10 protein-coding genes are annotated in these 13,480 nt (G+C 49.4%); 9 read left to right on the plus strand and 1 reads right to left on the minus strand.

Annotation, left to right across the window (positions count from 1 at the left end):
• The first annotated feature begins 178 nt into the window (after positions 1 to 178).
• The 9 genes from FYJ51_RS03720 (at position 179) to FYJ51_RS03760 (ending at position 10,099) form a co-directional block, all read left to right on the plus strand.
• Positions 179 to 4,594 (plus strand): EAL domain-containing protein, encoded by a 4,416-nt coding sequence (locus tag FYJ51_RS03720; RefSeq protein ID WP_205946163.1) that lies wholly within the window; start codon positions 179 to 181, stop codon positions 4,592 to 4,594.
• 122 nt (positions 4,595 to 4,716) lie between these two features.
• Positions 4,717 to 5,043, plus strand: coding sequence for a dihydropteridine reductase (locus FYJ51_RS03725; RefSeq protein ID WP_154503352.1), 327 nt, complete (start codon positions 4,717 to 4,719; stop codon positions 5,041 to 5,043).
• A 120-nt stretch (positions 5,044 to 5,163) separates the two neighbouring features.
• The gene (locus FYJ51_RS13500; RefSeq protein WP_205946164.1) at positions 5,164 to 5,415 is read left to right on the plus strand and encodes a hypothetical protein; all 252 of its coding nucleotides are present in this window, start codon (positions 5,164 to 5,166) and stop codon (positions 5,413 to 5,415) included.
• Between the two features lie 177 nt (positions 5,416 to 5,592).
• Complete coding sequence (locus FYJ51_RS03735) at positions 5,593 to 6,141, plus strand: GNAT family N-acetyltransferase (RefSeq protein WP_154503355.1); 549 nt, start codon at positions 5,593 to 5,595, stop codon at positions 6,139 to 6,141.
• Between the two features lie 77 nt (positions 6,142 to 6,218).
• Complete coding sequence (locus FYJ51_RS03740; protein WP_105303926.1) at positions 6,219 to 6,836, plus strand: uracil-DNA glycosylase family protein; 618 nt, start codon at positions 6,219 to 6,221, stop codon at positions 6,834 to 6,836.
• A complete protein-coding gene (locus FYJ51_RS03745; RefSeq protein WP_105303925.1) occupies positions 6,827 to 7,429 on the plus strand; it encodes a cyclase family protein in 603 nt (200 codons plus the stop codon). Before FYJ51_RS03740 ends, FYJ51_RS03745 begins: the two co-directional genes overlap by 10 nt.
• A complete protein-coding gene (locus FYJ51_RS03750; RefSeq protein ID WP_105303924.1) occupies positions 7,426 to 8,091 on the plus strand; it encodes a DUF1287 domain-containing protein in 666 nt (221 codons plus the stop codon). The genes FYJ51_RS03745 and FYJ51_RS03750 overlap by 4 nt, the downstream gene beginning before the upstream one ends.
• A gap of 237 nt (positions 8,092 to 8,328) precedes the next feature.
• Positions 8,329 to 8,640: a hypothetical protein gene (locus FYJ51_RS03755; protein ID WP_105303923.1), complete on the plus strand. Its 312-nt coding sequence runs from the start codon at positions 8,329 to 8,331 to the stop codon at positions 8,638 to 8,640.
• Between the two features lie 163 nt (positions 8,641 to 8,803).
• Positions 8,804 to 10,099 (plus strand): C1 family peptidase, encoded by a 1,296-nt coding sequence (locus tag FYJ51_RS03760; RefSeq protein ID WP_205946165.1) that lies wholly within the window; start codon positions 8,804 to 8,806, stop codon positions 10,097 to 10,099.
• 281 nt (positions 10,100 to 10,380) lie between these two features.
• Here the strand turns inward: FYJ51_RS03760 and FYJ51_RS03765 are convergent, their stop codons facing one another.
• A complete protein-coding gene (locus FYJ51_RS03765) occupies positions 10,381 to 13,389 on the minus strand; it encodes an EAL domain-containing protein (RefSeq protein WP_154503361.1) in 3,009 nt (1,002 codons plus the stop codon).
• Between the last annotated feature and the right edge of the window lie 91 nt (positions 13,390 to 13,480).

A 13,480-nucleotide genomic window follows, 5' to 3' on the forward strand; every position in this document is an offset into this window, starting at 1 on the left:
AGGCAGGCAGTCATGCAGGGCCACCACGCACCAAAGTACACGGCTGCCTGCCTAAGCATACTTTCTAGATCCTCTCGGATCTCTTAAATCGTATGCCTTTCAGCCCCCTTGTGCAAATACGGCTTTTTCTGAAAAGACTGGTGCATTCTGCTTTTCCTTTTTTTCAGCAATGCATCATATGCACACAGCTGATGTCAAAGCCGAGCCGCTCATGGTGGATGAACAGGCTTGCTGGGTGCTGGAGGTTGTAAACCGCCAATGGCAGGAGAAAGACTCTGCGGAAGATTCTCTGACTGGATTTCCTGGCACCTCGATCTTCTATCATCAGGCCCTGGAGATTGCCAGAAAGCGGATTGCAGAAGGAACATTTGAAGAACTTTGCCCGGTCTGCTTCAATATCGCAAACTTCCGGGGATTCAACCGGGAATTCGGAATCACCGGCGGCAATCAGTGCATTGCGTATCTCGGGACAATTCTGCATCAGACATTTCCGGAAGGACTCTTCACACGGACGGATGCGGATAATTTTCTCGGGCTTGTAGGCCGGGAAAATATCGGCGAGAGGCTGGATCGTGCGTGTTCGGCAATGAATCTGTATCTAGGCAGACGGAGTTATGCGCTGAAGGCCGGAATTGTGAAGTTTGATCACCCTGCAGATGAGGAACTGGTAAAGCATTCGTTTGATATGGCTCAGATTGCCTGCAGCAGCGTTAAGAATGATGCCATGCATTCTTATGCAGTCTTCTCCCGGCAGATGGAAGAGCAGCTTGAGATGAGACAGTATATTCTGGATCACATGGATCAGGCACTGGAGGAGGGATATCTCAAGATCTATTATCAGCCGGTAGTGCATGTGCTCTCTGGAAAAATCTGTTCGTTTGAGGCACTGGCCAGATGGGAAGGCCCTGAGAAGGGCATGATCTCTCCGGGCGTATTTGTGCCGGTTCTGGAAAGCGCGAGACGGATCGGACGGCTGGATCAGTATATGATCGAGCGGGTTGTGCAGTACCTGCATGCAATGCTGGAAAGCGGGCGGCGTCCGGTGCCGATCTCCCTGAACCTGTCGCAGCTGGACTTTGATCTGATTCAGCCGCTGAAGTGCCTGAATGAGATGACAGAGAGGTATCATACTCCGCATTCCTATGTTCATATCGAAATCACGGAGACGGTGCTGGCTGAGAACCAGGACCGGATGGCACGCATGATTGATCAGTTCCATGCGGAGGGGTATGAGGTATGGCTTGATGATTTCGGATCCGGCTATTCGAGTCTGAAGTCGCTGAGTCATTTTCCGTTTGATCTGATCAAGCTGGATATGGGCTTCTTCCAGAATTTCGATGCACAGAGCAGAAAAATTGTGAACAGCATCGTGCGGATGGCAAAAGAACTTGGCATGCATACGCTTGCTGAGGGGGTTGAGAGCAGAGAGCAGGCTGATTTTCTGAAGGAAATCGGATGTGAACGGATCCAGGGTTATTACTATGGGAGGCCGATGCCGGGGCAGACAGTCCTGGAACAGGTGAGTCAGAAGCATCTGCAGCTGGAGAGCGGACTTGAGATTTCGGTATACAGCAAAGCAGGACTGATCGATCTTTCGTCCGAGGACAGTGCATATCTGTTCCTCGTAGAACATCAGACGATCCAGCTGCTTGCCTATAATGCGTCGCTTCAGAAAGAAGTGGCGTCTGCTGGTGATTGGGGTGATCTGAACCTGAACTGTCTGATGTCAGAAGAAATCACTCCCCGGCATCGTCACATGGTAAGGTTTCTTTCCGGATTATTTGACCAGAGTTCCGGTACGGAAATGTTTATTGAGAATGGATCGGTTTTCCGGATGCAGGCTTCATTTGTGGCAGGAGTGCGTGAATTCTGGATCGGGAAGGCACATCTGACGAATCTCAGCTATGAGGAGAGGTCGGTTCTGCAGAAGGATGATCAGACGCGATATGCGATGCTGCTGTTTGATGGGATCTATCATCTTAACCTTGAGAAGGATCAGATTGAAGTTGCTGCCTGTGTGCATTCACAGGTGAAGCTCGGCACCGTGTATCAGAATATCCGGGCTTCGTTTCTGTATTACTGTCACACTCTTGTGCATCAGGAGGATCAGAAACGGTTCATGACGTTTATTGATACGGAGCATCTTCGAAAAGAAGCAGCGAATGCGGAATGCGGCTATGTGCAGGATTTCTTCCGGATTCTGAGAGATGATGGCAATTACAGATGGACCCTTTTTATCGGCATGCCGGTGAAGCATGAAGATCATGAGAGCATTCTGCTGTATGAACGGAACGCAGTATTCAATGACTATCCGGATCTGAAGCGTCTTCTGCGGGACATTGCTTCGTCGCTGGAACCAGGTATGTTTTCCTGGAATAAGCAGGAAGGAACTGCAGAGATCAAGACCGGTCTTCTGAATGCCGTTGAAAAAAACAGCAAAGCCGCATTATTCTGCAAGGATCTTCAGGGAAGATATCTGGAAGTCAATGATGAATTATTATCCTATTTCGGCAGGAAGACAAAAGAAGAAGTGATCGGGAGCACACTGCAGGAACTTGGGATTCTTGTGGATGAAGAAGAATTCCGGCAGATGGAGAAGCGGGTTCTGGAACATGGGGAAACGATTCATTATCATCTGACACTGGCGGTTTCGGGCGTCTGCCAGATGCTGCCTATTACGGTATTCCCATGGTATCAGGGCAATCGGATTGTGGGAACCGCAGGGTATGTTCATAGCTGGGAAAAAGCAAAAGAAGACTCTTTTACAAAGGACGGAATGACAGGACTTCTGAATGCCTACGGATCCCTGCTTGCAGCAAATGCCCATGATGCGGCTTTCCGGAACAGCGGGCAGGAATATGAAGCGATCTATCTTTCTCTGCATGATGCACTGCGGATCAGCCGAGCGTACGGAGAGGAATTCTTTGATAAGGCGGTTCGCATGGCAGCAGATCTGATCAGGAATGCACATCTCCCTGACGGAACGTCTGCTGCTCATCTTCCTGGTTTCCGCTTTCTGCTGATCGGACCGCAGGCGCATGGTCAGAAACTGCTGGATGCGGCAGAGAAGGTCCGGAATGGAATGCAGGAAATTGACGAGATTGATGGAGTGGGCTGTCATTTCTCTCTGGATCTCAGCATTGCATATGGGTCGGAGACTTCAGGACCGGCAGCTTTGATGATCCTTCTGGAAAACAGAATCGAAAAGCAGAATCGCACTTTCAGATCAATCCGCGAAGCTGATGAGCAGCGCCGAAGTCTCAATTTATCACCGGAGCTGCTGGAAACGTCCCCGCAGCAGATCGTGATGGTTGATACGGAGAGTCTTGATCTTCTGTTTGTGAACAAGGCAATGAGGCGTGATCTGCATCTGCCCGAGGATTACAGCTATGAAGGAAAGAAGTGCTATCAGGTTCTGCAGGGCAGGGATACGCCGTGTGAGTTCTGCCGGAACAGCACGCTGCCTTCAGATCGGTTTGTCACGAAGTCCGAGAAGTTCATTTCGAGCGGGAATACGTATGACACGAGGAATGTGATCCTGCCATGGCGGGGAAGAATGGTACGGCTGTACATCTGCACGCCGGCCGCGGATCATGCAAGCACTGCGCAGCTGAATAACCTTCTGAATGATGAGCTGTGGGCGAATGAGTCGATTACAGCAGGAATGGCCGAGAAGGATCCTGGGACCGGCATCAATAAGACAGTCAGCCAGATCGGATGGAACCTGCAGTCAGACCGGCTGCTTGTCTTTGAAGAACGGGATGATCGGACCGTGCATTGCACGTATGAATGGTGTGTTCCTGGGCAGATGCCGGTCAAGGACGAGCTTCAGAGTGTGCTGCGTTCCAGACTGGAACCGCTGTATCAGCAGTTTCAGGATAATAAAGTCCTCATCATTGCCAATTATCCTGCTTACTGCCGGAAACATCCCGGGTTCTGGCTGCCGCTGGAAGGGATCCGCAATGTGATTTCAGGACACCTTGCAATTGCAGGACAATCGCTCGGATTCACGCTTGTCCTGAATGTCAGCGAGAATGAGCTCCATCGAGCTGGCTATGTGCTGCATACGCTGACGGATTTCATTGCGGTAATGATTCAGAACCGGAATAACCTGGCTGGGGCACTGGAACTCAGTGAAAAAGATCCGATGACCGGTGTCGGCAACCGGGCTGGTCTTCAGGCTTATCTGAATGCGCGCACATCGGAAGAAACCATCGCGCTGATCGCCGGCGATGCAAATGGACTTAAGGAAGTCAATGATACGAAAGGACATCTGGCAGGGGATGAGATGATCTGCAGGATTGCTGAGATTCTTGTGAAGTATGCAGACCGCGATCATGTATTCCGGATGGGCGGCGATGAATTCCTGGTGATCCGGGAAGGCATGGATGAGGCAGGCGCAAGGCACCTGATTCAGACGATCCGGGAAGCCTGTGAAAGCATGGGTCTGAGCATCTCACTTGGCTATGCAGTGCATCATGGCAATCTGGATGACATTGATGATCTCCTGAAAAAAGCAGATCAGTCCATGTACGAAGACAAGGGACGTCACTATCATCGCCGGGCGAGTGATCAGAGTGAGGAACAGCAATGATTCTCTCTTCCTGGCGAGAGTCTGCAAGGAGATGAACTCAACACTTTTCTTCCTAGGTGTTGTTCAGTCCTGTCTTTTTACCGGGTTTAATAGGGTCATCTGAGGGAAGGAGACAGAAACCTATGAATACAGATAAGATCTGCGCAGAACATCTCGCAAATGAATATGCACCGAAAGATAACTCGAAAGTGATTGCGCTCTGCAAACTTGATGCGAAGGCAAAGCTTCCTGCCACAGTATTTGGTTATACGTTCGGCATTCTCTCTGCCATGGTGTTAGGAGCAGGAATGTGCCTTTCCATGAATGTGATCGGTGACGGCACTGCAGCAGCGTTCTGGATCGGAGTCCTTGCCGGAATTGCAGGTCTGGCTGGAGTGGCTGCCAATTATCCGATTTACAGGAAATGCTGGAAAAAGGAGAGCAGAAGAAAGGCAGTGAATTCCATCTGAACAGAAGTGAAAGCAGATATTCTGCAACCGCAGAGAGAATGGATCAGGCTTTTCTTCATCTGCCCGAAAAGAAAGATTTTGCCTATATCACAGTCAAGGAGATGTGCGAAGCTGCCGGGGTTGAATCGTTCTACGTTCTATCTGCATTATGAAACGGTGAATGATCTGCTGAATGAAAGCATCGAATTCATGAAACGGGAGTTTTCAAAAGGGATGACTCAGAATCCGGATGCGATTGTGCCAAAGCCATGCACATGTCCCGAAGAGGAACTGTATCTCGTGACACTGGCTTATCTGAAGCCATATCTCGCCTATATCCATACGGCAGGAGATGGAAATCATGCTGGCGAAGCAATGATCAGGATGATTTGATGAAAGTTTCTCTTTCGATTCGATGTGCATCATGAGATTGCTGAACGGGGATCACATGCAGATGTGGTCTCCGTTTTCTAGAGATCTAAGGTACAATCTTCATGGAAAACGATTGAATCGGCAGTGTGGAAAAGATGCCTCAGTGAGGATTGCGCAGGTCGTGAAGGGGGACGAAGAATGAGAGTTGAATCCGATAATTTTCTGGATCGGTATGGGCATGAAGTAGTTCTCAGAAATGCGGAACCAAGCGATGCTGCTGTTCTGATCAGATATCTGAAAGATACAAGCTCAGAAACTCCATATCTGATCCGTGAGCCGGAAGAGGTTTCTCTTTCCGAAGAACAGGAACAGAAAATCATTCAGAGAAAGATCGATGCAGAAAGAGAACTGATGCTGGTGGCGATTGCGGATGGAAGACTTGCCGGGGCCTGTTCGCTGATGAGGATGGGAGAGCTTAGGAGATTCCGGCATCGGTGTGAACTTGCCATCGCGTTATACCAGAAGTACTGCGGAAAAGGAATCGGGAAAAGAATGATGGAAGTACTTCTGGATGCTGCCGAGAAAGCAGGGTATGAACAGGCAGAACTGGAAGTGATCGCTGATAATGAAAGGGCGATCGCGCTCTATGAAAAACTGGGATTTCAGAAGTACGGAACTTTCCAGGATTATATGAAATACAGAGACGGAACATATGGGGATGCCTTCTGGATGATGAAAAAGCTCTGATCGCGATGTCTATGGAAGGCTGCAGTTCCCTTTTGAGAGGGACGGCTGATTTACTATCTTGCAAGGTGCAGAACACTATGAAAACGTTAGAACAGGTGATTCAGAATATTGAACAGGACCCGCGCAACCGATCTTATACTGAACGGCATATTCCGCCGATTTTTCAGATTCATGAACATGCAAGGATTCTGATTGTCGGACAGGCTCCGGGAAGAAAAGCAGAAGAATCTCTGATTCCATTTCATGATATTTCCGGGAAGGTTCTGATGGAATGGCTGGGAATGAGCCCTGAGGAGTTCTACGGGCCGGATACGAGTATCATGCCGATGGATTTCTATTACCCTGGAAAGGGCAGAAGCGGAGATCTTCCGCCGAGATCCTTCATTGCGGAAACGTATCATGCGGACTTGCTTGCCTTAATGCCGGAGATCGAACTGACCGTGCTGATCGGACGCTATGCTTGTGCATATTATCTGAAAAGCCGTCAGAAACAGAACCTGACTGAAACCGTGCGGAATTATCAGGAATATCTTCCGGAATATTTTCCCATCACGCATCCGAGTCCGCTGAATCAGAGATGGAGAAAGAATCATCCGTGGTTTCTCGATGAGACAATCCCGGCTCTGAAAGAACAGGTTGCTTTTATCAGACAAGAGAATCAGAAAGAAACAGAAGGGAGAATCAAATGCTGGTAGATATTTCATTGCAAATCACCCCTCAGATGGTTATGGATGCACAGGGCAATGAAAAGAAAGCCATAGCTGGACATCTTGGCACGCACTTCGATGTCATGAACAAAGAGTTTCCCCTGGAATATACCAGAAGAGCGGGAATTGTCTTTGACGTAAGCAGCGTGGAAGGCAGGGACATCGAGGAATCTGATATTGCGATTGACGCAGTCTCGAAAAATATGTTCGCGGCCTTCTGCACCGGCTATATCGAACGGGTBGGATATGGAGGAAAGAAGTATTTTACTGATCATCCTCAGCTGTCCGATCATCTGATCGAGGCTCTGGTTCAGAAGGAAGTATCGATCATCGGCATTGACGGTCCTGGCGTACGAAGAGGAAAAGAACATGTGCAGAAGGATCAGTACTGTGCAGATCATGGGGTGTTTATTACAGAGAATCTCTGCAATCTGAAATTGCTGTGCGGAAAGAAGAATCTGATCATCAATACTTATCCGATGAGCTTTGCTGGGATGACAGGACTGCCCTGCAGAGTGATTGCAGAATTCCAAGCGGATCAGGAATCCGGCTTGGCAGAAAGCAGAGCGTGCAGTCTATGACGAATCATAGGAATCTCAGAAGAATCCTGCTGAGTGCGGCAGCGGCTGTGCTGATCATCGCTGCCTTCTTTTCTCTGTTCCTGAAGAACCATACCTCTTCTGCCCGGCTTCCGGATCGCTGTCGTGACAAGATTTCTGCCTATTTCAGCCAGACTGATGAAGACAAAGACGGGATCGATGATCAGACAGATATTCTGCAGAGTGCCCTTCGGTATACTGAAACACATCCGAGCTATCAGAGCAGATACTATGCCGGGGGATATCCAGATGATGGGTACGGAGTATGCACGGACCTCGTTGCTGCGGCATTGAAAGGAGCAGGCTATGACCTGAGGGTGCTGGTCGATCAGGATATCCGTCAGAATCCTCAGGACTATGAGGTGGAAACACCGGATGCCAATATCGATTACCGGAGGGTGAGAAATCTTCAGGTATGGTTCAGAAATCATGCGATACCATGCAGTATGGATCTGAATGAGATTGAAGACTGGCAGGGCGGTGATATCGTCATCTTCCGGAATCACATCGGGATTGTATCAGATCATAGAAATGCAGAGGGAATTCCGTATGTGATTCACCATAGCGGGCCATTCCAGCGCCGCTATGAAGAAGATATCCTGGAACATCGCAATGATCTCATCGGACATTATCGGATTTCATGAATGGGTCGTCTTTGCATTTAAGAGGCAGTCTGCTCAGACATCGGAAGAAGGATCCTGCTCTCAAACAGGGAGATCAGATGATCTCATCAGGATAGAAGAATTTGAAAACAGGTCCGGGAAACTCTATCCTGCAGCATAGGTGCAGGATCATTGCGGTCAGCATCATAATGACGTAGACTCTTTATCTGAACTGAATGCGGTTCATCTTCTGCATTCAGGAGACAGGAGGACCAGATTATGGAACTGAAGGAGTTCACAGAGAAGGAACAGAAGGAAATACAGGCAGGCTTATCGACGGCAGAGATCAGCGACAAGGAAGCTGCAGACAAGATTCTTGCCCTCGTGCCGGAAGAATGGATCAGAAAGATTCCGTTCTTCGTGAGAAAGCATGCGACTACCAAGACCATTGAGCGCATTGCTGCACAGTATCCTGAGCTATATGCGGTCGCAAAGAAGCCGGGAGAACTTCCGGAAAAGGAAAGGGAGGAACTCCGGAAGATCATCACCGATATTTTCCAGGAGAAAATGAAGAAACATAACATCAGATAAAACAACGGAATCAGAGAGGATCCTCTGATCTTCGGATTCTGTTTCATCGGTGACTTGCGTCAGAAGATGGAGGAACTGAATGACATCTTCTCAGGTTCCTTTTCTGTCAGATTGCGGTATTCTGAAAGACAGAAAGTCTTCAGAGAAGACATGGAGGAAACAAATGTCAGTGCTGACACCAGAGCGCCTATCAGAATTGCAGAATTCCATCACGGAGCAGGATCGGATTCTTTCGGCTGCGGCAACTCATGAAGATGTCATGAAGCTTGGCTGCGATGATCGCAAAGCAGCGATGCTGCATATGGCTTTCAATATTGAAATTGAGCATCATGGGATTACCGCCCAGAAACAGAGCGGAAGATGCTGGCTGTTTTCTGCGCTCAATGGTCTGCGGGAAACCGCAGCATCGAAGATGGGCGTTGAGACCTTTGAGTTCTCAGAGAACTATCTTGCGTTCTACGACAAGCTGGAGAAAGCAAATAACTGGCTGCAGATGGCGGCCGATACCGCCGAGGAACCGATTTCTTCCAGAGCGGTTCAGTACCTGTTCCATGGCATCCAGGATGGCAATGTCTGGGATCAGGTGCGTGGGCTGATCATGAAATACGGACTCGTTCCGAAAGAAGTCATGCCAGAGACGTGGGCTTCTGAACATACTGCTTCGGCTAACCAGCTGACCAACCGCATTCTGAGGAAGAAGGCTGCCGAGCTGCGGGCAGCTAAGCCGGAAGAAAGAGAAGCGATTATTCAGGACGGGATGAAGCAGATCTACCGTCTGGAATGCATCCTGTTCGGGGAACCAGTACAGACTTTTGATTATGTGTGGCGTGATCGGAATAATCAGATTCATGAAGTGAAGAATCTGACGCCGAAGTCATTCTATCAGACTTATGTTGGCACGGATCTCTCGGAATATGTTCATGTGATTTCAGAGCCCACTTCTTATGAGCCGATGCATGTGTGCATCGTATCGCATGATAACGGCACGATGGCAGAGAACAACCGGGTGCGTCTGAATCTTCCGTATGAAGAGCTTGAAGCATTATGCATTGCGCAGCTCAAAGCTGGCATGCCTGTCTGGATTGGTCTGGATTCCAGAGCGTATTCCAGCCGGGAGGAAGGGATCTTTGATCCGGACTGCTTCGTGCTTTCACAGTGCTTCGGAGATCTTTCCATGAGCAGAAAGGATCTTCTGGAAACTGGGGAAAGTTCTGCGGTTCATAATGTCCTTCTGATCGGAGTGCATCTGGATCAGGACGGAAAGCCGCTTCGCTGGAAGATCGAGAATTCCTGGGGAAAAGAGAGCGGAAAAGATGGCATTTATGCATGCAGTGAGAACTACTTCCGCACGTATGTCTTTGAAGCAGCGGTTCATCAGGATTTCCTGAATGAAGAACAGAAAGCGGATCTGAAGAAAGAACCTGTGGTACTTCATCCATGGGAGCTTCCTCTGATGTGATCGGAAGACAGAAATACGGATTATGCCGGCTGGCGGATTTTCACCGGCCGGTTTTTCATGCCTGTCTTATGATAATCATGAAGTTTTCTGACAGCAGAATTTAGAGAAAAGCGGTGTAAACCCCAGGCGCTTCAGCCCTGGGCAGCTCACAGAATGAACTGATTCAGAATTCCTGCTTGGTCATAGAAATATCGTCCTCTTCTTTCTTCTGTATGACAGAAAGGGAAAGGAAAAAGCACTGTACCTGAAACAGCACAGTGCATTTCCTATCAGAAACAGGATCAGGACTCTGAACGATCCAGGCAGGCTGACTGGTTCTTGCCATGCTTCTTGGCTTCATACATCGCATGATCGGCGTTCGTGATCATGTCATGATAGTCGCCTGGAATGGAGGTGTAGCCAGCTGAAGCAGTGACGGAGATTTCCTGTCCGTCCGAGAGAATGATCTCCTGAGTGCGGATCAGTTCAAGCAGGGAACTGACCGTTTTGCTGACATTCTCTTCCGGGCTGCGGAAGAGGCCGACGATCTCTTCACCGCCGAAGCGGTAGAATGTGATATTATGCTGCAGGCCGAAATCGGTGAGCTTCTCGCCGAGAATTTTCAAGCAGCGGTCTCCAGCATCGTGACCGAACGTATCATTGACGAGCTTGAAGTTATCCAGGTCCAGCATCACGACTCCAGTGACCGGGCTTCTTTCCTGTTCTTCTGCTTTCTTCAGGAAGTCATGCAGATCAAGTCTGCTTCCAAGTCCCGTCAGATAGTCATAGCGGCGGTCGCGGTCCGCCTGCTGGTACAGCTCCATCGTCTCATCGATTCTCTGTCTCAGCTGGTCTTTCTCGAGGTTTTCTTTCTGGCGTTCGCGTTCTATTTCTTCGATGTGTGCTTTCTCCTTGGAGATATCGACGCCATAGATGATGCTTTCAGTATGGCCGTTTTCCGGATTCTCGATCAGATGCGCGGTGATGCGGGACCATCTGATGGAACGGTCATCATAGTAGGATTCTGTCTCTAACAGAATCTGATGGCGGTGTTCTGCTTTTGCCCTGAGCTGAGCTTCGCGGCTGAACGTATCGAAGAACCGTTTCTGTCCTTCTTCGTCCGGGACAAAGGAGGCGATCTGATGAATGAGCGTATTCACATCGCTCATATTCTGCATGTTTCTGGCGTTCTGGGCATTGCCGCCGGAACTCAGCCAGCGGTCTTCGGTCAGATCGACATGGAAGACGCCCTGGCCCTCTGGAATGCATTCGAGGATGCCGCGGATCTGATCCGCATAGCGATGCTGAGCTTTCTTAGTATCCGTGATGTCTCTCCCGTACTCCATGAATACCTTCCTGCCATTCCAGGTGGTATATCTTGCTTTCAGAGAGAATACATGTGCACCATCATCCACTTCGATTTCTTTCTCATTTTCACTGCCCATCTGCTTCATCGGACAGTGTCCGCATGGTGCATTGAATCCGAGCATGTACTGATAGCAGCGTGCTCCTTTATAGGGAAGATCCGGATGCCCGGAAATTTCGAGCGTCATCTGATTGGCATAGACCATGCTGTAGTCTTCCGGATGACATACCTGGATGAACATGCCGGAATGATCGACCAGGTCCATGAGATTCTTCAGATCCATCCTGCCAGGATCGTTCTGATCAAACGAACGCAGAGTATGCGTCTCGGCGATTTCTGCGGCGGAGAGATATTCGAGAAAGTGCTGCTCGCTGAGCGGCTTCGAATAATAGTATCCCTGGATGAAATCGCAGCCATGTTCTTTCAGATAGTTCAGCTGGCTTATGGATTCCACTCCTTCAGCTACGGTGGTCAGTCCGAGGTTATGGCACATCGTGATCGTGGATTCGATGACTGCCCGGATCGAAGGCTTCGTCTCGATCTGATCGATGAATGACTTATCGATCTTCACCGTATCGAACGAATAGTTTCCGATCATGCTGAGAGAAGAATAGCCGCTGCCGAAATCATCAAGCAGGATTCTGGCACCGATCTGACGGATCTGGTTCAGAAGATAGGAACAGTTCTCACCTAAGACCGCGACTGATGTCTCCGTGACTTCATAGCTGATCGAATCTGCCGGGAGCGTGCTGTCTTCTGCCATCGTGAACAGGTCATTCATGAATGCATTGTTGTAGAAATCCTGACGGGATAGATTCACGGAAACCGGAACCATGGGCTGCTTCTTCGCTCTGAGATATTCCTGGAAGGAATACACATGCTGAAGCACATACTGATCCAGCTGGGTGATGAAGCCGCTGCTTTCCAGGGCCGGAATGAATCTGCCCGGCAGAATGAATCCCCGGCGGGGATGATTCCATCTCACCAGTGCTTCAGCTGCACACAGTTTTCCGGTAGAAGCTTCGATGATGGGCTGGTAGTATACCTGGAATTCCTTATTGGCCAGGCTGTTGGCAAAGCCGGAGAGGATCTCGGCCCGGTCTACATACTTCTCCCGCATGTCCGGAGTGAATACGGCATACGTATTGTATTCTCCCGGACCTGCAGACTGCTTGGCAATGATGGTCCAGTCAACCATCGTGGAAACCGATGCAGCATTCTCCTCCACGTAGTAGATGCCGCAGCGCAGGTGCAGATGAACAACCCGGCTGTCCTTGACCCAGTCCAGGTTCAGAAGGAAGCTGAGCTGTTCTTCTTTCAGACAGCTCTTCGGCACGAGAAACAGGAACCAGTCAGATTCGATGCGGGCAGAAACAGCCGGCTTCAGCCAGCTGTGAGCAAGAAACTGATAGACAAAGCGCAGCACCTGATCGCCGCCTTCGGTTCCGAAAGTCTCATTGATTGCCTTGAAGTTGCGGATATCGAACAGGATCATCGCATAATCGGTCTTGTTTCTTCTGGAGAAGATCCGTTCCGTCTCACGGATGAATCCTTTGCGGGTAGATCCGTCAGTCAGGGTATCGAAGTATTCCTGGTCGAGGAGCTTCTCCAGTTCTTCTCTGGTACGGGGAAGCTTTGCGGCGATCGTCTCGCTTTCGCCGACCGTGCTAATGACTAAAGCATGGCCGAGCTGACCATCGGGCAGATTGATTTCAACCGCATCAACGGTCTCATAGATGCGGCGGATCGGATCCATGTAAGTCTGCGGACCCTGCACATGATTAGCAACCGGACAGGGCGGACATGGTTCATTCCGGTTCATCAGGCACTGGTAGCATTTCTTCCCGACTTTCAGAGAAGGGTAAAGATCCAGGATGGTCTGATTCACGGCGATCACATTATAATTTTCATCAATCACATAAGTTCCTGAGGATTTGCTGCTCATATGGAATCTCCTCGTATCTCCTGCATGTGCATTCTCTGAAAGAAAATCGATCCAGTCTGAGTCAGCCTGGTCTGAGAAGATTCAGATGCAT

Source organism: Stecheria intestinalis, from assembly GCF_009696165.1.
GTDB classification, from domain to species: domain Bacteria; phylum Bacillota_I; class Bacilli_A; order Erysipelotrichales; family Erysipelotrichaceae; genus Bulleidia; species Bulleidia intestinalis.